The organism is Sphingopyxis indica, assembly GCF_900188185.1.
GTDB classification, from domain to species: domain Bacteria; phylum Pseudomonadota; class Alphaproteobacteria; order Sphingomonadales; family Sphingomonadaceae; genus Sphingopyxis; species Sphingopyxis indica.
Map to the genome: position 1 here is coordinate 11,231 of NZ_FZPA01000007.1, position 23,178 is coordinate 34,408.

Annotated in this window: 15 protein-coding genes and 1 tRNA gene; 11 read left to right on the forward strand and 5 right to left on the reverse strand. The window is 62.0% G+C overall.

The window, feature by feature from the left end:
* Positions 1-36 precede the first annotated feature (36 nt).
* From CHB69_RS10465 to CHB69_RS10485, 5 genes are all read left to right on the forward strand, one after another.
* On the forward strand, positions 37-2,478 hold the full coding sequence (locus tag CHB69_RS10465; RefSeq protein WP_089215966.1) for an FAD-dependent oxidoreductase: 2,442 nt from the start codon (positions 37-39) through the stop codon (positions 2,476-2,478).
* Positions 2,475-3,254, forward strand: a complete 780-nt coding sequence (locus CHB69_RS10470) for a 3-hydroxybutyrate dehydrogenase (protein WP_089215967.1) — start codon at positions 2,475-2,477, stop codon at positions 3,252-3,254. Before CHB69_RS10465 ends, CHB69_RS10470 begins: the two co-directional genes overlap by 4 nt.
* Positions 3,255-3,802: 548 nt before the next feature.
* Positions 3,803-6,607, forward strand: a complete 2,805-nt coding sequence (locus CHB69_RS10475) for an SIR2 family protein (RefSeq protein WP_245836708.1) — start codon at positions 3,803-3,805, stop codon at positions 6,605-6,607.
* Positions 6,600-8,099: an argonaute/piwi family protein gene (locus tag CHB69_RS10480; protein WP_089215968.1), complete on the forward strand. Its 1,500-nt coding sequence runs from the start codon at positions 6,600-6,602 to the stop codon at positions 8,097-8,099. Before CHB69_RS10475 ends, CHB69_RS10480 begins: the two co-directional genes overlap by 8 nt.
* 219 nt (positions 8,100-8,318) lie before the next feature.
* Positions 8,319-9,086, forward strand: a complete 768-nt coding sequence (locus CHB69_RS10485) for a hypothetical protein (RefSeq protein ID WP_141133963.1) — start codon at positions 8,319-8,321, stop codon at positions 9,084-9,086.
* Positions 9,087-9,292: 206 nt separating this feature from the next.
* Here the strand turns inward: CHB69_RS10485 and CHB69_RS10490 are convergent, their stop codons facing one another.
* Together CHB69_RS10490 and CHB69_RS10495 are read right to left on the reverse strand one after the other, a co-directional pair.
* Positions 9,293-11,737, reverse strand: a complete 2,445-nt coding sequence (locus CHB69_RS10490) for a S8 family peptidase (RefSeq protein ID WP_089215970.1) — start codon at positions 11,735-11,737, stop codon at positions 9,293-9,295.
* 31 nt (positions 11,738-11,768) lie between these two features.
* Positions 11,769-12,800 (reverse strand): AAA family ATPase, encoded by a 1,032-nt coding sequence (locus CHB69_RS10495; protein WP_089215971.1) that lies wholly within the window; start codon positions 12,798-12,800, stop codon positions 11,769-11,771.
* 642 nt (positions 12,801-13,442) lie between these two features.
* Here CHB69_RS10495 and CHB69_RS10500 point away from each other — a divergent pair.
* A complete protein-coding gene (locus CHB69_RS10500; protein WP_089215972.1) occupies positions 13,443-14,177 on the forward strand; it encodes a hypothetical protein in 735 nt (244 codons plus the stop codon).
* A 10-nt stretch (positions 14,178-14,187) separates the two neighbouring features.
* The gene (locus CHB69_RS10505; RefSeq protein WP_089215973.1) at positions 14,188-14,889 is read left to right on the forward strand and encodes a hypothetical protein; all 702 of its coding nucleotides are present in this window, start codon (positions 14,188-14,190) and stop codon (positions 14,887-14,889) included.
* Between the two features lie 505 nt (positions 14,890-15,394).
* On the opposite strand, the gene CHB69_RS10510 is transcribed toward CHB69_RS10505, so the two are convergent.
* Positions 15,395-15,469: transfer RNA gene (locus CHB69_RS10510), tRNA-Gly, on the reverse strand.
* A 251-nt stretch (positions 15,470-15,720) separates the two neighbouring features.
* Here CHB69_RS10510 and CHB69_RS10515 point away from each other — a divergent pair.
* Together CHB69_RS10515 and CHB69_RS10520 are read left to right on the forward strand one after the other, a co-directional pair.
* On the forward strand, positions 15,721-16,632 hold the full coding sequence (locus CHB69_RS10515; RefSeq protein ID WP_089215974.1) for a tetratricopeptide repeat protein: 912 nt from the start codon (positions 15,721-15,723) through the stop codon (positions 16,630-16,632).
* Between the two features lie 13 nt (positions 16,633-16,645).
* A complete protein-coding gene (locus CHB69_RS10520; protein WP_089215975.1) occupies positions 16,646-17,296 on the forward strand; it encodes an LON peptidase substrate-binding domain-containing protein in 651 nt (216 codons plus the stop codon).
* A 184-nt stretch (positions 17,297-17,480) separates the two neighbouring features.
* Here the strand turns inward: CHB69_RS10520 and CHB69_RS10525 are convergent, their stop codons facing one another.
* Positions 17,481-18,143 carry a sigma factor gene (locus CHB69_RS10525; protein ID WP_089215976.1) on the reverse strand — a complete coding sequence of 221 codons (663 nt, stop codon included), beginning with the start codon at positions 18,141-18,143 and terminating at the stop codon, positions 17,481-17,483.
* A gap of 94 nt (positions 18,144-18,237) precedes the next feature.
* Positions 18,238-19,467 carry an FAD-dependent monooxygenase gene (locus CHB69_RS10530; RefSeq protein WP_089215977.1) on the reverse strand — a complete coding sequence of 410 codons (1,230 nt, stop codon included), beginning with the start codon at positions 19,465-19,467 and terminating at the stop codon, positions 18,238-18,240.
* 250 nt (positions 19,468-19,717) lie between these two features.
* Between CHB69_RS10530 and CHB69_RS10535 the strand changes: the two genes are divergently transcribed.
* Both CHB69_RS10535 and CHB69_RS10540 read left to right on the forward strand, forming a co-directional pair.
* Positions 19,718-22,030, forward strand: a complete 2,313-nt coding sequence (locus tag CHB69_RS10535; protein ID WP_089215978.1) for an FtsK/SpoIIIE family DNA translocase — start codon at positions 19,718-19,720, stop codon at positions 22,028-22,030.
* Positions 22,031-22,231: 201 nt separating this feature from the next.
* Positions 22,232-22,873, forward strand: coding sequence for a LolA family protein (locus tag CHB69_RS10540; protein WP_089216120.1), 642 nt, complete (start codon positions 22,232-22,234; stop codon positions 22,871-22,873).
* Positions 22,874-23,178 lie beyond the last annotated feature (305 nt).

Genomic DNA, 23,178 nt, shown 5'->3' on the forward strand with positions numbered 1-23,178 from the left:
CAATGCGTAGTGATGTCCCCGGCGGAGCGCAGTCTCATGGCGCGTGAGGCTTTCGACTTCCTGCTGCTCGGCGGCGGACTGGCGAGCGCCACTGCTGCGGAAACCTTGCGGCGCGAGGGCGCGGTCGGCACGATCGGCATTCTCTCGGCGGAGGAATTTCCACCCTATCACCGGCCGCGGCTTTCCAAGCAATATCTCGTCGGCACGTCGAGCGATGTCGATATTCTCGTCCACCCAGTCGACTACTACCGCCAGCACAACATCAAGCTCATCCTCGGCATGGATGTCGTGGGAGTCGATCCTTCCGCGAAGACAGTTCGGACGAGCGACGGCAGCGAAATCGAATATGGCAAGCTGCTTATCGCCACCGGAGCCTCCCCGCGCCGCCTTGGGGTGCCGGGCGCCGATAAGGCGGGCGTCTGCTATCTGCGCCGCAAGTCCGAATGCGATGCCGTGCGTGAAATGGCAAAGCCCGGCCGCAAAGCCGTCATCCTGGGGACCAGTTTCCTTGGCATGGAAATCGCGCTCTCGCTCCTTGAACTCGGGCTTGAGGTGACAATGCTCGATGTCGGTGAGCGTGTGCTGCCGCATGTCGAGTCCGAACCGATCTCCGCCTTTTTCCAGCGCCACGCCGAAAGCAAGGGCGCCACCGTCCTGCTCGGCGACACGGTGAGCGAAGTGCTCGGCGACGATCATGTGACCGGCGTGCGCACGGTCGCGGGCATAGAGCTGGCGTGCGACATCGTGCTGGTCAGCATCGGTGTCGAGCCAGCCACGCACTTTCTTGATGACAGCGGGATAGTGCTCGATGACGGCTTCGTTGCGGTCGACGACAGGCTGCGGTCGAATGTGCCGGATGTCTTCGCGGCGGGCGACGTCACGCGCTTTTACGATCCCGTGTTCAGGTGCCGACGTCATATCGAGCATTGGGATAACGCCGTTCGGCAGGGCCGCCTCGCCGCCCGCAACATGCTCGGGCAACGCCGCCGATACGACGAGGTGTCCTATTTCTTTTGCGAGATGGGCGAACTCGGCTTCGACATGCTGGGAATTCCGGAAGGTGCATCGGAATGGGTCAGTCGCGGCAAGCTGGAAGACGGGTCGTACACGCTATTCTATCTCCGCGACGAAGTTCCGCGCGCGATTTTCTCGATGGGGCGGCCACCAGGCGAAATCCGGGTCGCGGAAGGACTGATCCGGTATCGCGTGAACATCGAGCACTATAAAGAGCGGCTTGGCGACCCCGCCTATCTACTCGACAAGATTCCGATGCAGAACGTCTTGATCCTTCAGGGCGGCGGCGCGCTCGGTGCCTTTGAATGCGGTGTCATCCGAGCGCTCGAAGAAGAGAACGTCTATCCCGATATCGTCGCGGGAGTGTCGATCGGCGCGTTGAACGGCGCAATCGTGGCAGGCAATCCGCGCCATGCTTCCAAAGCGCTCCACGCCTTCTGGAATGATCTAACGGTGGTAGCGCCGCCACTACCATTTGAAGAGATGCGCCGCGCAGCCGTTGCCGGTCAGATCCTTACCTTCGGCGTGCCCAAATTCTTCAAGCCGCGCTGGATGCCGCCGTTCGATCTCCTGACGCCCTGGACGGGCTATTATGACACCTCGCCGATGCGCAAGCTGATCGCCGACTATGTCGATTTCCCGAGCCTGAAAAACAGTCCCGTGCGGCTGCTGGTGGGCGCGGTCAACGTGACGACAGCGCAGATGGAAGTCTTCGACAGCTATGTCGATGATCTTACCCCCGATCACATTCTGGCGAGCGGCAGCCTGCCTCCCGGCTTCTCCTGGACGATGGTCAACGGCACACCCTATTGGGACGGCGGCATCGTCAGCAATTCGCCGCTTGACCTGGTGCTCGATCGCTGCGGCCCGGATGGAAAGCAGGTCTACATCGTCGACCTGTTCGAGGGGGAGGCGCCGCTTCCCGGCAACATGATCGAAGTGCTCGCACGCCGCGATGAGGTGCTCTACTCGGAACGCGTTCGCAGCGACCTGCGCACGCGCGAGATGATGGATGCCTATCGCAGCATGATCAATGTCATCGTGTCGGGAATAAGTCCGGTCGATCGCGCCAAGATCATGCGCCATCCGCGCTACATCCAGTTGATGGGCGATGGCTTTGCCAATGAAATCACCCGGTTCCAGCGTCCGCGCAGACCCGGCGAGGCGTCCTCGAGGGACTATGATTTTTCCGATGAATCGATCCGCTACCTTCAAGACGAAGGTTATGCCCTGGTGAAGCGGACGCTCGCGCAGACGAGCAAGGCGGGCGTCACGGCGACGCCCAAGGCCAGCGCGGCGCTCGAACAGATAAAGGATGCGGAAGCGGCCGCAGGCACATCGTCGACGGGCAAGTCCCATTCGGGGGCCGATGCCATCCTGCAGGGACTGGCGCAGGCGGATGCGCAAGCTGCGGTCGCTCGAACTCCCCCACGCAAAAAACCCAGCAGGAAGGCAACATCATGATGCTATCAGACAAGGTCGCCGTCATTACCGGTGCGGCAAGCGGGATCGGCAACGATATCGCCCTCGAATTCGTTCGCAACGGCGCGAAGGTGGCGATCGCCGACCTGCAGCTTGCCAAAGCACAGGCGGCAGCCGAAGCGCTCGATTCGAGCGGTGAGGCCGCAATGGCGGTCGAAATGGATGTTGCCAACGAGGATCAAGTCGAGGCGGGGATCGCCAAAGTCGTCGAGCGTTTCGGCCGCATCGACATCCTCGTGTCCAACGCCGGCATCCAGATCGTGGCGCCGCTCGACGAGTTCAAGTTCGCGGACTGGAAGCGCCTGCTGGCGATCCACCTCGACGGGGCGTTCCTGACGACCCGGGCATGCCTCAAACACATGTACGCGCAAGGCGGCGGCAGCGTGATCTACATGGGCTCGGTCCACTCGAAGGAAGCCTCGGTGCTCAAGGCGCCCTATGTTACCGCCAAGCATGGGCTGATCGGCCTCGCCAAGGTCGTCGCCAAGGAAGGCGCGGCCCATGGTGTGCGCGCCAATGTGATCTGCCCCGGCTTCGTTCGCACGCCCCTGGTCGAAAAGCAGATACCCGAGCAGGCGCAGGAACTCGGGATCAGCGAAGAAGACGTCATCAAGAAGGTGATGTTGAAGGAGACCGTCGACGGGGAATTCACGACGGTCGACGATGTCGCCCGCACGGCGGTGTTTCTCGCCGGGTTCCCCACAAATGCGCTGACCGGGCAATCGATCGTCGTCAGCCATGGGTGGTTTATGCAATAAGTCGATCGCGGCCTGTCATTGCCCCTGCGCACTTCAAAGGATTTTGAGGCACTTGTAGAAAGCCGCCGCCACTTGTCCTGGTACTCAGGGAGTAGTTTTCGGAGTATCGGACAGTATGACATCAAGGCACGTAGCGGCAACAAGAGATGACCCTACGCCAGGACGCCGGCTCGATAAGAGAAGCTAAGTTGCGGTGAGCTTCTGCCAGAGAGAATCGGACATGCGCCTAAGGTCGAGGCAGCTAAGTTGGACGATCCGGTTGGTCAGGTTATGAGAATGGAATTGGGGTAAGCGGACATTCCCGGCGGCCGGAAGCCATGACGTTGACGCGCCCTCATTCTCGTAGATCGGAATGCCGAGACTGAAGCCTGAAGCCCATCATTCTCGCGAGGTCACCGGCGGTGCGCTGCAGATGCCGCGCGGAGCCATATCCAAGGCGACGCGTCTTCGAGAATCTGGATAAACTGCCCCGGGGGTTTCTTTCGCGAAGCAAATCGCGCAGAGTGCTGTTCGTTATTTGTTCGTTATCCATTGCCTGGGGAGTTCGCTTGGCAAGCAGTAGTCAGGCTTCCGAATTCATCTCGACAGAGATTCAACGTGCTGTGCCGGGCCGGCTGCGATCGCTGCTGCTAGGACAGCCTGAGCCTATTCTTTTGCTGGGAGCGGGCGCGTCCATCTCGTCGGGAATCCCGGCTGCAGGCGAAGCTGTGGAGAGGATTGCCAAATGGCGGTGGTGCCTGGACAATGATCGGCTGCCTAATGATCCAAGCGTCCGACGCGCGGACTATTGGCCTTGGCTGACCGGGCAGCCCTGGTTTTCAGCAGACGTCCTCCTGGCGGAGCTATATCCCGACGCGGTCAAAAACCTGCTGAACGTTGCGAACGACCGGCGCGTCTTCTTCGAGGACATGATCCATCCGCCCGTGCATCCCAATCGCGGCTACCGTGGCCTTGCTAACATCTTGCATCAAGGCTGGATATCGACTGTCCTCACGACCAACTTTGACGAATGTATTCAGAAGGCTCGAGTGCTGGTAACACGGCCTCACCATCTGGTGGCGATCAAGACACCTTCAGATATGGTTCGCTTCTCTTCCGCACCGCAAAATCCGCAACTCGTTTATCTGCACGGCTCGGTTGAGCATCTAACTGACAAAAATCTGGCTATCGATGTCCAAGACATGGACAGTGAGATCGTCGAGCGAGTGCGCCCGCTGCTTCGCGACCACCCAATTATCGTTGTGGGCTATCGTGGTGCCGAACCTTCGGTTATGCGTGGCCTCTTCCTCGACAATATCGATTATACTAACAAGTTCTATCACGGGATTTACTGGTGCGTGCTAGACCGAGAGGTCGATGCGACGATGCCACCAATGGTCTCGGAGCTTGCGTCGGCCGTCGGCGGTAATTTCACCAAGGTGCCAATTTCGGGTTTCGACGATCTTTTCGAGATCGAATTATACAATCGATTGGTGGCCGAGGGGGCGCAACCGACCCGCCGCAGCCACGGCTATAGAACGCCTGAGCTGCCGCTCGACATGACTCCGATTAGCGGCGGGCTTCTCGATGGCATCGATCGCGTCCTGCTGTTCACTCGCCTCCGTGAGTATGCCGCTGTTCTCAACAACTGGGCACCGGACTCCTATGAGGAAGACTGGACGCTCCGGATCGCAACCACCTTTAACTTGCTCGTCGCCAAAGACGATGCGACCGTTCCGACGGTGGCGGGTTGGTTATTGTTCTCCAATGATCCGACCCCACTGGTACCCGGTGCATTCGTACGATTCCGCGCGGTCGGGCCCGCGACCTGGCTGCGTCAATGCCTGGGCGAGGACATCGATCTACTGCACGAAGCTGACGAGGAAGGCTCTCTCGTCGAAGTGGAGATCAGCGGCAATCTGTGGTCGCAACTCGACCAACTCACTGAACTGCTATCGCGCGTCAATCGGCAGTTTCGCTTAAAACAGGAGGTGTCGCGGCAGGTTCGCTCCTACAGCCCATTGGCGCTCAAGGAGATGATCGTGAACGCTCTGGTGCATCGGGACTATGCTTGCACCGATCCGGTGGAGATTGTGGTGACTCCCGAGCGGATCGTTACCCGGAGCCCAGGTGGTCTTGTCGATACTGTCGCAGCGCAAATTTACGACCAAGAACTTCAGGCGCTCATCAAGGCCGGCCGGCGCAGCATCAAAGGCTACCGGAATCCGGTCATCTCCGATCTCTTCTATGGTGGCGGCCAGATGGACCATACGGGTTCCGGTCTGTCGGACATGTGGAAGGAGACCATCAACAATAATGGCGACGTGGATTTCGGACCTGAGGATGGGAACAAGGCGTTCACCGTCGAGATCCGGGCACGGCCGGAAGCCGTGGATGACATCACTAATACCGCCATCGCGGATGAATCGCAGGTCACACGCTTCACTACAAACCTTCTACCCATCCGTACGATGCCCAATCGAATCTGGCATGCTGGGACGACCGCGACCTATACGGGGGGGCTGTTTCGCTCCGCTGGCGATCTCCCGGTGCCGCCCGGACACGTGCAGGATGGCCGCTTTTACACGCTTTACGATCTGGAAGGGATCACCGACGCGTTGGTGACACCGTTCGATCCGGGGGACGTCGAGACTGTCACGCCTGAAGAACTCATCGATCTTCCCAACGGGGAAAATATCCTAATCAAGCTCCTCGTCGACGCCGTACTCGGACATTGCCGGGCGCTTGGGATGCAGATCGACTTCAAGCGGAAGCGCGCACATTTCCCGCGTTTTGAGGACGAGCAGGAACGTCGGATCACCTATAAGGCGCGCTACAAGCGGGCCACGAGAACGGTGGTCAAGGTGCGAACCAAGCGGGATTCAGGCGAGGTCTCCTATTACGAGCACAAAGCACTTTCGATCTCCGTCGCGCCTTATGGGGCTGAGTGGTGCGTCATTCTTTCGCCGGGCTACGCTTTCACGCGGAACGGATTCGGCCGGCTGATCGGCAATGAGCTAATAAACAGCCTCTCGACGCGGAGGGCGGCGAAAGACTTCAATTCAAATGTCCACAACGACCTTACTTTCTGGCAAGCCATGTTGGCGGAACAGATGGAGGGGCTATTCTCGCTCCAGCCAGATGTGAGTGATGGGTTATCCCGGTTCGCCCCTAATATCGTCATGAGTAACCAGCTTCCCGGCGGCTCCTTGAACTCCAACGTCTTCGAAGAACTTGCGATTGCCCAAGGCGACTTGGATGAACTCGACGAACTTGACAGGGAGCTCTCGGAGTTGGCCGACATGGTCGAGTTGGACGATTTGCGGGGGTCCGAATTGCCGAGCTTTTCCGAGCGGGTGATCGACGATGACTGACCTGTCACTGTTCGAACTGCGCCCGCCTCCTCTGCAATTCGGTGGGGCAGCATCGACATCCGACCCTAAATCAGGGCTCGACAGCGCAGGACCTTTCGATCTTCGATTTGGGGCTGCTCGGAAGGATGCGATCCATGTCGGTGTTATTGGTCCTGCGGACATGGTCGATAGCGCGCAGAAATGGCTGACCCGTTGCGATGCTGGAATTCCGTCATTCGGCCCAGCTACATCATTGCGACGGCCGTTTCCTGGCTTTTCGGAGGTCTACCGCAAGAAGCTTATCTATTCGGCACACCTTTCCATTGCGCTGACCGAGGCAAACAGCGATCCGATCGAGCTAGCGCTGTCAGTTACCGATGCATTCGTACGCTTTCAGAATATCATAGATCTCTACGATGTGGCTCTCCAGCGCCTCGCTGGGCGAGACGTAAACCGTCCCGATGTTGTGTTGGTCTGTCTACCGCAGAGTGTTCTCGATAAGTGCAGAACGGTAGAGCGCCAAAATACGGAAGCTGAGCGAGAGCGGGCGAAGGCGATCCGGAAAGCACGTGCCAGTCGGCAGACCGATTTCTTCGATCTTCTTGATGAAGTCGAGGAAAGCGAGGACGATTTTCTCAAACGCGATCTGCGACATGCACTCAAGGCCAGAGCCTTGGCCGCGCGGCTGCCGATCCAGATCGTCACACCGCGGCTGCTTGAGGATGGTCCCAAGAGCGAGGATCCCGCCACCCGCGCCTGGAACTTCTCGGTTGGCCTTTATTATAAGGCAGGTGGTGTCCCTTGGCGATTGAGTCCACCAGGACCGGAGACCTGCTTCGTCGGGATAAGCTTCCACCACTATCGCACGAAGCAGCGCCACATCGTGCAATCAAGTTTGGCCCAGGCCTTCTCTAGCGAAGGCGAGGGTTTCGCAATCCGGGGTACGGGCGTGCCAGCCGAGGCAGATCAGCGGTTGAACGTACATCTTTCCGAGGATCAGGCTTATGATCTCGGCATGCGTATCATCGCGGAATACGGGGCGCGTACAGGTCGCTCTCCGCTGCGATTGGTGATCCACAAGACTAGTCAGTTCGACCAAGCGGAGATCAGAGGCTTCCGCGCCGCTCTTGGAGACATTCCTATCGTCAGCCTCGTGACGATGGTGCCAAGTGCATTCCGTCTCGTGCGCTTCGGAATGTACCCACCCAAAGTGGGCACGATCTGCACGGTGAACGGGGCGCGAACCTTCGTCTACACATCTGGCTATATTCCAGAGATCGAAACTTACCCCGGCCCCCACATTCCTCAACCATTTGAGGTGCGTTCAATCGGTCCCGAGGATCCACTGGCAGCGGCGACCGACATATTCAATCTGACGCGAATGAACTGGAACACGGCAGATATCCGCGGGAAATGGCCGGTAACACTGTCATTCGCCCGACGCGTCGGCGGAATTCTTAACGAATACGGAGAGATGGATCCTGACGAAACCTCGTTTCGATATTTTGTTTAGCGAGAATGCAAGATTCCTAGTCGATTGATGGCGTCTAGTAATCGCCGCTGTTAGGTCTGAACCTCAATCGACGGCCAACGTAGGGCGGTCAGTCTCGAAAGCAAGACGCGGGAGCGTGTCTGCTTTCATGTCCATCGTTTCCTCGCCCGTGTGGACACGGAAATTCATGAACACTTCTCGGAGTGTAATACCGTCAGGGAGTTCGGCAGGAGACCGCAGATGACAGACGCGACAGCTGCGGACGCCCCATCTCATTCAATCGAGGAAGGCAAACGCTGGTCAATCTGGATCGATATTGAAGGTTTCAGCACGCTTTGGGGCCGTGAAAACAAGGCAGTTCTCGGCCTGACCGCGCTTATGGAAGGCATCTATCGCATCGGGAACCAAGTCTATCGTGGCGATGGGGACCGCTTCTTCGCTCACCAGTTCGGCGACGGCTTCATCATCGTCGCAGATTTTCATGAACCTGGGCTCGATCGATGTGCCGCGATCGCCGTCTCGCTTATGCGCCACGTTTCCCGAACTGGTTGCCTCGCACGTGCCGCCATCGCAGAGGGCGAGTTCGCCGACATCTCTGGCCTTTGGCCCAAAGTGATCCGGGAAGCCGGCGTGCGCGACGGTTCCGACGATTGCGTGGCGCTCGGCAGCGGAGTCATGACGCTCCTGCCAGTCATGGGCACCGCTCTAATTGCGGCCAACAAACTTGACGCGAAGAACCCCGTCAAAGGATCGATTCTGACCATCGCGACCGCCAACGCCGCGCGCATATCTCCATCCTTCCAGCGCAAGGAAGTCGCGGAAGACAGGCGCCTCACGATTATCGACTGGGTTCATTCCGAGCATGGCCTCATCGATCAAATCTGGACCACCGCCGGCATCGGCCGACTGACATGCGAGATAGGGCAGGCCGTCCGGGATTATGTCATCGCCGAAAAACCCCCGCCAGCCTGGGTCGAAGGAACCCACCGTTACAACAGTGTCCGCTGATGATCTGCTAATCGCGAGTGGCTGCGCTCCGCATCCCGTCAACTGTAATCACTAGTCCAGGATCGAGGATGCGAGCAGATCGCCAGTAACCGGGAGCCGCGCCTCATCGCCAGATAAAGATTGGCTGCATCAGGTTTATCGGCGCCCAGAATCACCGCAACATCGACCTCAACCAACACGTAAACCGTCAGCGCTTAGGAAACGCGTTATAGGCCGGCTCGTACTTGGGGCTGAAGGCGCTGACGCACCTGTTCATAGACTCCGATGGCGCCGGGCATGGCTATGCTGATCGCGAGGCCAAACGGAATGGGATCGTCAACGACTCCACCTTGATCGGGATCGCGCTGGATTGTTATTACGATGCTGTGATCGGGGCCTACGACAGGTGCACGGTCGCCACGCCAACAGCGCGTGAAGAGCGTGCCGCGATTTGTCTGGTTGCTATCGGGCTGATCTCCATGGGCGCGGACCGCTAGGTCCCCGAGACCGGCCGGTTCCAAGATCTTCAACCGGCATGTTCGATAACGCTTACGCCCCGGTGAAACCGGCGTGAACCACGCCAAGGTTGCTGAAAGCGAGTGAAGCCGAGCCTGCCCCGCAATGGCTTGAGGAATCGGAACCGAGACGTTGACCACTCGCTCGGGCATGAGCGTGCCAGCTGCCCAGAACGTTGCACGGTCCTCGGCGCAAGCGACTGCCTCATCCGCGTCTACCCAACCAAAGCCCAGAAAGCGCCGGATATTATCCTTTTGTCGCACATGCTGACGTCCATCCGCAGGGCCGAGGACCTCGCGAATGAGCGCTGCGGACTCTCCCGGCCAGTGGGCCGGGTGCACAAGCAAGGCTTTGAGCAGGACTGCGCGTTGATGATGCGTTAGGCCGGTAAACACATCGCCATAGGTCGCCTCGAGCGCGTCGTGGATCCGATGACATGTGCGGGTCGCAAGCGCAGTCGCCGCACTCGTTCCGCAGGTGAAGGTTTCCGAGTTTTCCCGGCCCGCGGTCGGCGGTCCAGCGACCTTGAGACCGGCGGCGCGCGATGGCCCAACCGGTTGAACATCGATATGGTCGTGATTGCGTACAACCATTACATGTTCCCGGCTTCCGGGCATGAGGATGTCGGGTTTGACCGAGCGAGCGAAGCCCGGTCCTAAAGTGCTCGACGGGTTTGCAAGTCGGTGGTCCGGGAACGGATCGACATTGACGCGAGCGGCGGTCCGGGCTGCCGGTTCGATCGCATCTTCATTGCATGCTCCTACGGTGATGCCGTTCACGGTCTCAGCCGGGGCGAACAGACGACGATCCGCGACGATCGCACCCAAGGCGCTGATGACGGCGACTGCACGATCGCGAGGGTTAGCGTCTTCGAGCGCAGCGCGGCTGATGAAATCGGGTACGGCGAACGGGTCAGTCGAGTTGCCGGCGCTGACTAGAAAGAGGACGCCGAACCGATAGGCGAGCCGGTCAAGCAATCTCGCCCAAGCCGAAAGCTGACCATGAAACGGGCGTCGGCGATTGCCGAGCGAGAGGTTAACCAGAATGACATTGGGGGCAGTCGGTGCGTCTCCGGTTTTCATCCGCATGAGCGCAAGATAGATCAAGTCGACAACCAGACGGTCCTCGGGAAACGCGTCGCGATCGCCCAGCACCGGCACAACATGTACTCGCCTCGGGAGAGGGGCTTCGCGACGATTGCGGTCACCATGAACGATAAGCGATGCCATCGCTGTACCATGCGTACGGTTGGCGACGAGCGCCCCAGGCTCGAGGTCGAAAGCATCGTCGAGCGCCAGGTGTCGAGCAAGCAAGGGGTGAGCAGCGACGGGAACGCCGTCCAGCAGTGCCAAAATAGGCTCTCCCAGCGGCGCATCGCCAGCGGCGGCCACCGCAGCCGGTTCGGCGTCCGCTGTCTCGATGCCGGTCGCCACGCTCTGCGGGCGAATATGCATCACCGGTTCCAACCCGGCGATACCCTCGATGCTCTGATCGATGATTTGTCGAACCTCCCATACCGGTAGGTCGACCAGCAACGCATGGTAGGCGATATCGTCAATGCGAGCGCGCGAGACCATGCGACCCCCGCGCGCAACGATTGCTGCCCGCACCTCATCCTCGCTACGGGCTCCAGCCGCGGCATTGACGCGGAAGATGAGTTCGATCTCCAAGCGGACAAGCTCCGCTTCGTCTCGACCTTCGATCTCCTCGGCAAGCTGTGACGCATCGATGGGCTGAACGCGATCCTGCGGTCCCCATGGACGAAGGTCGCGAAGAGTCTGGAAGACATCGCGCCAAGGCGTCTCACCGAAGACCAGTTGCCCACGTTGCCACCGGCGCCAAAGCGATTCGAGCTGCCGCAACGCTTCGACGTCCGGCATCAGCAAATAGGCAACAGGCTCCTTGTCTTCCTCATCGGCGGAAAGCTCTTCCTCGTCGACGAGTTCGAGACCAGGCACCCGCTGGATTGCGTTGGCGAACGCATTGATGGCACCGCGCACTTCAAATACGAGGAGCCGTTCGGGCGCGAGCGCCGTTGGATCGGCACGAAGCTCAAGGGCATTGCCTCCTCGCTCCAAAACTTGCGCGAGGCGAGTAAACTTGGGCCCGATGGCGCCGCGCTGACGAGCGTTATCGAACGGCTCGGGACGGGGCATTGCTCTTGGCACCCCGATGGTGCGGGGCCGGTCAGCTTGAGGAATCAGCCTCAGTAGCGGTTTGGTCGGGTCGGTCGGCATTTAGCGATTCAGGCGTTACGCGCGACGACCATAGGCCCAATTCCAGTCGCAAGGCGTCATCAATCCCGAACTCTCCCAGACCTAAGATTTGCCGGCGCCGAACATTCTGACAGAAGTCGAGCGCCTCGGCATAGCTTACCTTACCGAGTTTGCCTGCAATTCGCGATGTCTGCAATCGCGGTCGTTCTGGCCAATGCTCAAGAATCTTATCCAAAAAGGTGGCGATCATCTTTCGATCTGGTGACGGAAAGGACAGCCGCATTTGGAATCGGCGCCAAACGGCACTGTCGAGAAGCTCGCTATGGTTGGTTGCCGCAATCACGAGGACGTAGCTCGGAAGTTGATCGAGCTGCTGCAGGAGAAACGATACGACACGCTTGATTTCGCCGGTCTCGTGTGTGTCGCCCCGCTCCTTGCCGATCGCGTCGAACTCGTCGAAAAATAGAACGACTGGCTGGGTGCGAACATAGTCGAAGAGCCGACGCAGTCGGGCATTGGTCTCGCCGAGATAGCTACCGATCAACGCATCGTATCGGACGACGAAGAAGGGCAAAGCCAGTGCTTCGGCGACCCCTTCGGCAAAGGAGGTCTTTCCGTTGCCGGGTGGCCCGGAAAGCAAAATGCGGTGGCGGGGCTCATAACCATGCGCGCGCAGGACGTCGGCGCGAGAATGTTCCTCAACCAGCTGGCGCCCACTCTCACGCGCCGGGAGTGGGAGCATCAGGTCGTCCAACTGGATCCGAGGTTCGAGTTCGAGGATCGTATCGCGCCCGTGGTTGGGCGCGGTATGCGGCTGCGAAGTGCTTAGTGCTGGCGGGGTAATTGGCACAGCGGACAAAGCACGCTGTAGTCGATCGGCGACGATGTGGTGCTTTTTTGCGCGCTCGTCAGCCATTAGCGCTTCGGCGGTAGTCCGCAGCATCTCTCGATCGCCGACGGCGCCAGCGCGTACAAGAGACACAATCAAATCGCTGCGAGCCATAGGCTAAACCAACTCACCCCCTAGTGTGAATCGCCTCATGGCGATTCGGCACCCTATCAATGTCGGTGTAATATGTCCTGCAGCATCCCGCAAAACACGCCGAGTCGAATCGGTTTCGCGCCGGAGCGAATCCGGAGCTTGTGACGTCTTCGAGATGGGTTACGCAAGGGACGAGACTCCCTGCCGCCTTTGGCCAGGCCGAGTTGGTGCTGGATCGAACATGGGTTCTCGATGCTGATGGTTATTTCTGCCGAGGTGTCAGCAATAAGCCCGCTGCCGTCATCGGCGAATGCCTGAATGCAGGGCAGCCTTTAGCGAGCTAATCCGAAGCCGGGAATGACGGTTATTCAGGCGGTCGTGGACATGGCGTCTGTGCTTTCCGGAGCCGGCGGCTTCCGACCATGTGACGAACTGCACCAAAGCGGCTGCCTTTGCCGAAACCCGCTATTCCCGCTTCATTGAAATGACTCGATCATCGTGTGAAGTATTTTCGCGCAGACCAATTTGGTGCGGCGCAAATTCCGCAGCAAGCGGAAACAGCGAACACTATCGTACCAGAAAGGTCGTCGGAGCGGACCGGTGCAGATCATTTTCGCAACGCTATCGATCTGCTACAGAGACTGTTGAATATGGGGGCGGGGTATGGCGGAGTTCAGCGAGGAAGACGCTCAAGAAGCCAGCGGGATTGTCGAAGGCCTGCTCGATGGCGGCTTCAGGGAATGGCGGGTGGCGGAGGGCGTCTCGATTGTCGATGTCGAGGCACATGCCCGCGAATTCAACGAGGATCTCCTGGTCCTTGAAAAAATCGGCGAGTTGGTCCCCTGCCTGCAGCTTGCCGAGGTAGGGCCGGTCCCGGTTTCACTCAGCGCGATCGCCTCGCCCCTACCGTTTCGTCGCCTGTCCCGAATGTTCCCGCGCGACTTCATCTATGACGATCTTGCCTATCGCGTGCGCAGGTTGGAGGACGAGACTACCTTCCTTTCGGTACCTGAGGCGCGCTCCACATTCCTGCGCAATGCCGTGAATTTTCTTGCCAACCGGATCGCGAGCGTCCGTCAATGGCGGGAAAATCGGGCTGATGCGGGAATGCGCGCAAGCCTCAGTATGGCGCAATACCGCGGCGGGGCGCGCATGACGTTGCCGGGATGCGCCTTCGAGGTGACGACCGACACCGACCATCTGAACGTTTATTGGTCCGGCGCATATTATATTGCGCCCAATTATTTCGGCCATCCGACATCACCCGCGACGGGCACGTTGCAGTCGGGCACCTACGTGTTCGGGGTCAAGGGAGGCGCGTATGGATCGCAAGTTCATTGGGACACGGCATCGGTCGTGACGCTGCCCGGTCAGCCGGCCGTCCACCTCCATTATTGAAGGCGATCCCATGGACCTTGGAAAATATGGGCCATTTGCCGAGACCATCGCGATCGCAGGGTGCCTGCTCGCGGTGTTCAGCTTCCTGCTGCTAAAGATGGTCGGCAAGGTCAGCAACTGGACGTACCTGATTGAGGACACGCCTCCCTTCATCGTGACGCTGGCAGTCCGCGCGATCGCGATCGGCCTGATCGCGGCGACATTCCTGACGATCAGCAAGGAAAATGCACAATTTTTCCAATGGGTAGCGGTCGGCTTCGGGGCCGCAACCATGCTTTTCGTCATCCTGTTCGACGGATTGAGGCGAAAGCGCACCTGCAAGATACCCGAAGTCGGCGTCGACGGTCGCCAGAAGAAGAGCTGGTTCGGCAAGCTGCAGTCGCGCACGGTCGTCATCGGGTCTGTGAGCCGCATGCGAACTGAGGCACGCACCGCCTTCGAGGCCCGTTCCGGCCTTTCCGTTGAGAAGTTCATGAGCGGCTACGGTCATAACGAGGTCAACAACCCGAAGGCGATCTGGGACGCCGACTATCTCGCCGGAATTGCTCAACGCATGACCATGCTGTTGATGGGCGTGCTACTGTGTGCGGTCATGACGTTGTATCTCGCCGCCGCCTCGATCGAAGTCCGCCAGCGTGATCAATCCGGCCCGGCAAAGATCACGCCGGCTGATTCGCCTGCAACGAATCCGCTCGGGGCCGCCGCTTCCTGACCAGAAGACGACCTCACAACGTGCTGGCGGCCTTACTTACCTACGCCGCAGATCGATCAAGGCAGTAATGCCCAGTCACTTGGACAGACGACCCAATAGCCACCTGTTTGCAACCACCACTTTCTGTCATTCGAAGATACCGGTCGGGCAACGGCTGGATGTCGGCGTCTGACCCAACTGGCCATTCGACGCAGTGCGTTGGAACGGCAGCAAAGTTGCAACGCCGGTCGATAGCTATCCCGCCGCAGGCTGATGAACGAAGGGCAGATTTCAGGGAACCGTTTAGAGCGGTACAGTGGCCGCTTTGTTCGCGGGAACGACAGGAGCATCCAAGAGGCAACCAACGCTCAGCTCAACGCGATGGTTCTACGCTAACGCACGCCAGAATCGCCATTAGCTCGCCCCGGGCTGCTTACATAGTGCTTACACGGGCGTAGATTGAAGTCGTGTAAGCAAAATATCGACCGTTTGGAAGGACGTAAATCGTTGATTTTATTGAGAAAACTGGAGCGGGCGAAGGGATTCGAACCCTCGACCCCAACCTTGGCAAGGTTGTGCTCTACCCCTGAGCTACGCCCGCTCTGGCGGCTGGCGACCGTGGGTGCCAGCGGGTGAGGCGGGCGATTAGCACCGGCTTTTGGAGTCGGCAAGCCCCCAATATCGCTTTTCTGCGCGATTGTCCTCGCGGGGTTGGCATCGGCGTGGCAAATCCCACATAAGCGGCTGGACCGAGTCTTTTTCGCCGAGGCGGAAGGCGGCTCCCGGACGCCTCCCCGGCGAAGGGCGGCGCGCCGGTGCCGGACGCGAACACAGGAAACAGGAGCACAGGACGTGGCCACATTGGGGCTGAACCCGCAGGAAAAGGAAGCCGTCGAGGCCTTCCGCCGCGACGTTGTCGAACCGTCGATGACGAAACTCGTGATCCTCGATTTCTGGGCCGAATGGTGCGGGCCGTGCAAGCAGCTCGCGCCCGTGCTCGAAAAGATCGCGGCCGACTATGCCGACAAGGGCGTCGTGCTCGCGAAGGTCGACGTCGACGCGAACGGCTTCATAGCCAGCCAGTTTCAGGTCCAGTCGATCCCGACCGTCTATGCGATCTTTCAGGGCCAGCCGGTCGCGAACCTGACCAACGCGCGCAGCGAAAGCCAGTTGAAGGCGATCCTCGACCAGCTGCTCGCGCAGCTGCCGGTCGAGAGCGAGGCGAAGGATCTTGCAGTCGAGATCGCGCCGCTGATCGAGATGGGCGAAGCGGTGCTCGCCGAGGGCGACGGCGCGCGCGCCGCGGGCATTTTCACGCAGATTCTCGACATGGCGCCCGACAATGCCGCGGCGCATGGCGGGCTGGTGCGCGCATTGCTCGCTGCGGGCGAGGCCGATGCCGCGCAGGCGGCGCTCGACGCGGTGCCCGCCGAAATCGCGAACGACCCGGCAATCGCGCAGGCGAAGAGCGCGCTCGCGCTCGCCGCCGATGCGCCGGGCGAAGGCGAACTCGCCGCGCTCGAAGCCGCGGTCGCGGCCGACGCGAACGACCCGCGGGCGCGCTTCGACCTTGCGGTCGCACAGATCGGCGCGGGCCGGCGCGACGCCGCGGCCGACAATCTGCTCCGCATCGTCGAGGCCGACCGCGACTGGAACGAGGGCGCGGCGCGCGCCAAGCTGCTCGAACTGTTCGAGGCGGTCGGGCTCGAGGACCCGTGGGTTGCGGCGCAGCGCCGCCGCCTGTCGTTGATCCTGTTCGGGTGAGGCATTGCGGCCCGTGGGAACCGATGCGCCTTTGACCATTCAGCGGATCGCGATCTTTCCGCTTCCCGGCGCGGTGCTGTTCCCGGGGCTGCACCTGCCGCTCCATATTTTCGAGCCGCGCTATACGGCGATGGTGCAGGAGGTGCTCGCGCGCGACCGGCAGATCGGGATGATCCAGCCGCGCCAGATCGCCGGCGAAGAGGATCGCGAACCCCCCGCGCTCTACGACGTCGGCTGCGTCGGGCGGATCGTCGATGTCGAAGCGCTCGACGAAGGGCGCTTCAACCTCGTGCTCGAAGGGGTTGCGCGCTTTCGCGTGCGGCGCGAACTCGACGTCACCACCCCTTTCCGCCAGGTCGAGGCCGAAATCGAGCCCGAGACCGACGCGGATGCGGTGCTGTCGAGCATCGAGCGCGCGAGCGTCGAGCGCGAAGCGAAGCGCTTCGCGGCGCGGCAGGGCTATGTCGTCGATTGGGAGTCGGTCGGCCAGCTCGACGACGAAACGCTGATCAACGGCATCGCGCAGGTCGCGCCCTTCGACGCCGCGGCGAAGCAGGCGCTGCTCGAAACGCGCTCGATCGACGCGCGCGCCGAGCTGGTCGTGCAGATGATGCAATTCTTCGGCCGCTTCGACAGCGACGACGGCCGCGCAACGTTGCAATAGGACCGCCGGCCAGATCAGTGGTCTTTTCCGCAGGAGTGGAAGGCCATGCGCCACGCCGCCCTGGAAACGCGCCTTTCTTTGTGCCTTCGTGTCTTTGTGCGAGAAAAAATATTTCACACAAAGGCACGAAGTCACAAAGAAGGCACATTTTGTACGACCGCTCTCGCTCCCGAAGGAATCTGGCCTAATGCGCCGTCGTCCCCGCGTGCCGCGCGATGTCGGCGAGCGCGCGGCGGACGATATGGCGGTCGGCCTCGCACAACCGCGCCGTGACCGCCTCGACGTCGAGGAGCTGGTGGCGGACGAGCGCGCCCTCGGTGGCAAGCCTGCTGCGGCGGCCCTCCCTGTCTGTCGAGCGAATGGTCGCGCCGCGCCGCGCCGCCCATTCGGCGATCAGCCGATCGGCGCAGCGCGCGGCGAGGCGATCCGACGCCCGCGCCTCGGTTGCGGCCAGCGCCTCGGGATCGGCAAGCCACTCGTCGGCCCCTGCGTCGCATAGGGCATCGAGCGACACCGGCGCGCCGCCGTGGAGCTTTTGAGCGAGCGCCTGCAATTCGGCGCGGATCTGCCAGTTCATGAAGGTCGTGAAGCGCGCGCGCGACGCGTCATAGCGTTCGGTGGCGCGGTGGAGCGCGATCGCGCCGGCCTGCCCGGCATCGTCGAGATGGTCCGACAGGCCGTAGCGGCGCGCGAAATAGCGGATGGTGGGTGCGGCGAGCTCAGCGAGGCGGGCAAAGGCGCGGTCGGCGCGTGCGCTGGCCCTTGCACCGGGTTTCGCCTCTTGCGCGGTGCGCGCTGCAAGCAATTCGGTCACCGCCTCTTCGAGGGCGTCACTCCGTGCGGACATGGTCCCGTCCCGTCTTGGCGCGGCGTCGGGGCCGCATCGAAGCGATAGGATGCGGGGCTTAGCGAGACCCGCAATCCGGGCTAAGTAGGAATACCTAGATTTCCGCGCCCGCGAGCAAGCGCGGCAGGTCTCCCGCTTCGCCGCGTGCCTCGTCCATGAAGAAGCGCTTGAGCGCCGGCATCCGCTGCACCGCGCCGAGCCCCGCGCGGCGCACCGCCGACGCGGTGCGGCCGGGAATGCCGAACAGGCGGGTGAGGCCGTCGGTCGCCAGACTGACCATCAGATTGTCGAGCCCGCGCCAGCGCTGGTAGCGCACGAGGAGCGCGGCGTCGCCGAGATCGAGCCCGAGCCGGGCACCCTCGACCAGCACTTCGGTGAGCGCCGCGACGTCGCGCAGGCCGAGGTTGAGGCCCTGTCCGGCGATGGGATGAATGCCGTGCGCGGCATCGCCGACGAGCGCGACCCGGTCGCCGACGATCTGCGCGCTGTGATGAAAGCCGAGCGGATAGGTCATGCGCGGCGCGACCAGCTGCATCGCGCCGAGCACCCCGCCGGCGCGCTTTTCGAGCTCGGCGGTGAAGCCGCGCATCCCGAGCTTGGCAAAGCCCGGGCCGTCCTTTTCGGACACCGTCCACACGAAGGCCGAGCGATGACGCCCCGCCTCGTCGTCGACGAGCGGGAGCAGCGCGAACGGCCCCGACGGGAAGAAGATTTCGTGCGCGACATGGCCGTGCGGCCGCTCGTGCGCGACCGCGCCGATCATCGCATGATGATGATAGGACCAGTTGGCGATCGCGAACCCCATCGCTTCGCGCGTCGGCGAGCCGCGCCCCTCGGCGACGATCAGCAGCGGCGCCGCGAGCACCGTCCCGCCGGCGAGGGTCAGCGTAACCCCATGCGCGTCGATGTCGCGCCGGGTGACCTTCGCCGGCATACACAGGCGCACGAGCGGCGCGTCCGCCACCGCGGCGGCGAGCGCAAGGCGAAGCTGCCGGTTCTCGACCATCGTGCCGAGCGCGGGCGCATCGTCGGCGGCGGCGAAATCGAGTTCGCCAGACTGGCCGCCGTCGCTGACCTTGATCGCGCGGATCGGACAGCCTTGCGGTTCAAGGCGCTCGGCCAGCCCGATGACCCCGAACATCTGCCACACCGCGCTCGCGATCGCCGACGCGCGGCCGTCGAAGCCCGGGGCGATCGTCCGGGTCGGATCGGCGGGATCGACGATCAGGCTCGACAACCCATGATGCGCGAGCGCGAGCGCAAGCGTCTGGCCGACGAGGCCGCCACCCGAAATCAGGACATCGCTGCGCAGCGTTTCGCTCATGATGCCGCTCTAGTCTGCCGCGCGGCGCGTGGAAAGGGCTTCGCGTAGCCGCGCCGTGAGCGCAGCGATGCCACGGCGACATCAGCGGTGGTGAACCGCCGTTCCCCATCTTCGTTATAAGACGCAGAATCTCGCCTATCGGTCGCGTCCCGGTATCCGCTCTGCTCATGGAAGGACGGGGTCCGCTTGACGGCGAGTCCGGCGCGTGCGCATATCGGGGCGCATAATCAGTGAAGGACCGGGTTTTCGCATGGCAAGTCGCAAGACCGCGACCGCAAAGGCCGATTGGCGCACCGTTTTCCGCCAGAGCATCGCGCGATCGCTGGTGATCGCCGCGGCGGCGGCGCTCGGCCTGTTCACGCTGTTTCTGGCTCTAGCACTAATCACCTATCATAGCACAGACCCATCTCTGAACGACGCTAGCGGATCGACAGCCAACTTAATGGGCCGACCCGGAGCGTCGCTCGTTGAACTCGGCTTTCTGATAGCGGGTTTACCCATCGCGCTGGTGCTACCTCTACTCGCTATCATGTCATGGCGGCTATGGACCGCGAATCCGCAACCCTATTGGAAGCGTCAGCTAGCCTATTGCTTTGCCGGCATCTTACTTGTCGCAACCGGGATGCAGCTATGGGCGCAGGACGAAAAAACGCCCTTTACCGCTGGGTTTGGAGGCGTCTTTGCCCAGGCCCTCGGGCTGCGCGTATTGGATCCGCTTATTGAGCGCGCGGGCGATCCCGCCGCGGCCTTGATCCGCATCGCAGCCATCCTGCTGCTCGTCGGAATCGGCCTTTGGCTCGCCTATCGCGCGCTGCGGCTCGAAAAAGGCTGGGCATCGCGCTTCAAGCTGCCAGCGGTCGAGGGCGGCCGTGTTGCCGAACCCGCGCGGGTGGCAAGCGATGGTGCAAAGGCGCCGAACCTGATGGACCGCGTCGTCCGGCCACGCGCCCTCGCCGAACCCAGCGACCGCGCGCCACCCGAAATCGCCGATCCGGTACAGCGGAGCGCGCCGTCGAAGCCCCGCCCCAAGCCGCAAAGCGAGCTGTTCACCCATTATCAGCTGCCCTCGATCGACCTCTTGAACCCGCCGGTCGAAACGCCCGCGGGACAGATCGACAAGGCGGGGCTCGAACGCAATGCGCGCCTGCTCGAATCGGTGCTCGAGGATTTTCAGGTCAAGGGCGTCGTCACCGCGGTGCGCCCCGGCCCCGTCGTCACCATGTACGAGCTCGAACCCGCCCCGGGGACGAAGGCGAGCCGCGTCTCGAACCTCGCCGACGACATCGCGCGCAACATGTCGGCGCTCTCGGCGCGCATCGCGCCGATTCCGGGGCGCACCGTGATCGGCATCGAACTGCCCAACGCGCAGCGCGAGCCCGTGGTGCTGCACGAAATGATCGGCAGCCAGCTGTTCCAGGACCAGACCGGCGCGCTGCCGATCATCCTCGGCAAGAATATCAGCGGCGATCCGGTCATCGCCGACCTTGCGCCGATGCCGCACCTGCTGATCGCGGGCACCACCGGCTCGGGCAAGTCGGTGGGTCTCAATGCGATGATCCTCTCGCTCCTCTATCGCCTCGGCCCCGACCAGGTGAAGATGATCATGATCGACCCCAAGATGCTCGAACTCAGCGTCTATGACGGCATCCCGCACCTGCTCGCGCCCGTGGTCACCGAGCCGAAGAAGGCGGTGCGGTCGCTGAAATGGGCGGTCGAACAGATGGAGGACCGCTACCGGATGATGTCGTCGCTGTCGGTCCGCAACCTCGCGGGCTACAACGACAAGGTGCGCGGCGCGCTCGCCAAGGGCAAGTCGCTCGGCCGCCGCGTCCAGACCGGCTATGATCCCGAGACCGGCCAGCCGGTCTATGAGGAGGAGACGCTCGACTATCAGCCGCTGCCGCAGATCGTCGTCGTCGTCGACGAGCTCGCCGACCTGATGATGACCGCGGGCAAGGAGGTCGAATTCCTGATCCAGCGCCTCGCGCAAAAGGCGCGTGCGGCGGGCATCCACCTGATCCTTGCGACGCAGCGCCCCTCGGTCGACGTCATCACCGGCGTCATCAAGGCGAATTTGCCGACGCGCATCAGCTTTCACGTCACCTCGAAGATCGACAGCCGCACGATCCTCGGCGAAGGCGGCGCCGAACAGCTGCTCGGCAAGGGCGACATGCTCTATGTCCCGGGCGGCAAGCAGATCACGCGCATCCACGGCCCCTTCGTGTCCGACGACGAGGTGCGCAAGGTCGCCGATCACTGGCGCACCCAGGGCCAGCCCGACTATGTCGAGAGCGTCACCGAAGAGCCCGAGGACGGCGGCTTCGCGATGGAAGGCGCGCCCGCGGGCGGCGACAGCGCCGAGGACCGCATGTATGCGAAGGCGTGCCAGATCGTCGCCGAAAGCCAGAAAGCCTCGACGAGCTGGCTGCAAAGGCAATTGCGGATCGGCTACAACAGCGCCGCGCGCCTGATCGAGCGGATGGAGGACGAAGGGCTGGTGAGCCCGCCCAATCATGTCGGCCGCCGCGACGTGCTGACCGACCAATATGGCCAGCCGCGGTGACGGGGCCTTTGGGGCCGGACGACAAGGCGCAACGCCTCTTTCCTCGTCATCCCGGCGCAGGCCGGGATCCCGCCGTTGCACCATGAAGCGGGGGTGAGATCCCGGCCTGCGCCGGGATGACGGAGAGATGAAACGCCAGTTCAGGACGCGTTCAACGCTCGCTTGCGATGAATGAACCGACGAAAGAAGAATGAGAGCCAGATGAGTTTCAACAAGACCCTAACCCGCGCCGCGGCGTGGGCGCTCGCGCCGCTCGCCGCGGCGGGCGCCGCGCTCGCCGCGCCCGCAACCGCGCAGACCTCGAACACGCTCGCCGCAGTGCAGGCGCATCTGCGCTCGACCAGCTCGATGGTCGCCGACTTTGTGCAGACCGACCGCAACGGCCAGCGCCTGTCGGGCACGCTGACGCTCAAGCGCCCCGGCAAGATCCGCTTCCAATATCAAAAGGGCGTGCCGCTCCTCATCGTCGGCGACGGCAGCCGGCTGACGCTGATCGACTATGAGGTGAAGCAGGTGCAGAGCTGGCCGGTAAAGAATTCGCCGCTCGGCGTGCTGCTCGACCCCGAGCGCGACATTTCGCGCTACGCAAAGCTGATCCCCACCGGCAGCGACGATGTGCTGAGCGTCGAGGTCAAGGACCCGAAGCGCCCCGAATATGGCACGATCACGATGGTCTTCGTCCGCGACGCGTCGGCGCCCGCCGGGCTGCGGCTGCGCGGCTGGGTTGCGCTCGATTCGCAGAACAACCGGACGCGGATCGACCTTTCGAGCCAGAAATTCAACGTGCCGGTCGCCGATTCGACCTTCCGCTGGACCGACCCGCGGCCCAAGACGCGCCGCTGAGTTTTTCGCGCCATCATCGCGCCGTTGCGGCCCGCCTTCCCAAGTGGGATGGCGGGCCGTTCTTCGACGAACGGCATTGCAGCGCGGACGAACGACATTTCGCCCCGCGATGGCACGTTTTTGTTCAGCTTGGCGACAGGGAATATCGCCTATTCCAACCCTCGAAGGCGCCGACACGGCCCCCGGATTTGGGTTTCCCCCTGTTGCCCCACCGGGCTGCCAGGCACCTTCTTTCAAGAGCGTGACGAACGCTGACCTTGAGCCCCCGTTCCACCGCCCCTGGGACGGGGGTTTATGATTCGGGC

Coding starts and splice junctions, on each gene's coding strand:
- CHB69_RS10505 (WP_089215973.1), top strand. CDS start 14,188: ATGGACCTTGGAAAATATGGGCCATTTGCCGAGACCATCGCGATCGCA.
- CHB69_RS10485 (WP_141133963.1), top strand. CDS start 8,319: ATGACAGACGCGACAGCTGCGGACGCCCCATCTCATTCAATCGAGGAA.
- CHB69_RS10465 (WP_089215966.1), top strand. CDS start 37: ATGGCGCGTGAGGCTTTCGACTTCCTGCTGCTCGGCGGCGGACTGGCG.
- CHB69_RS10490 (WP_089215970.1), bottom strand. CDS start 11,737: ATGCCCCGTCCCGAGCCGTTCGATAACGCTCGTCAGCGCGGCGCCATC.
- CHB69_RS10540 (WP_089216120.1), top strand. CDS start 22,232: ATGAGTTTCAACAAGACCCTAACCCGCGCCGCGGCGTGGGCGCTCGCG.
- CHB69_RS10500 (WP_089215972.1), top strand. CDS start 13,443: ATGGCGGAGTTCAGCGAGGAAGACGCTCAAGAAGCCAGCGGGATTGTC.
- CHB69_RS10525 (WP_089215976.1), bottom strand. CDS start 18,143: ATGTCCGCACGGAGTGACGCCCTCGAAGAGGCGGTGACCGAATTGCTT.
- CHB69_RS10530 (WP_089215977.1), bottom strand. CDS start 19,467: ATGAGCGAAACGCTGCGCAGCGATGTCCTGATTTCGGGTGGCGGCCTC.
- CHB69_RS10480 (WP_089215968.1), top strand. CDS start 6,600: ATGACTGACCTGTCACTGTTCGAACTGCGCCCGCCTCCTCTGCAATTC.
- CHB69_RS10535 (WP_089215978.1), top strand. CDS start 19,718: ATGGCAAGTCGCAAGACCGCGACCGCAAAGGCCGATTGGCGCACCGTT.
- CHB69_RS10495 (WP_089215971.1), bottom strand. CDS start 12,800: ATGGCTCGCAGCGATTTGATTGTGTCTCTTGTACGCGCTGGCGCCGTC.
- CHB69_RS10470 (WP_089215967.1), top strand. CDS start 2,475: ATGATGCTATCAGACAAGGTCGCCGTCATTACCGGTGCGGCAAGCGGG.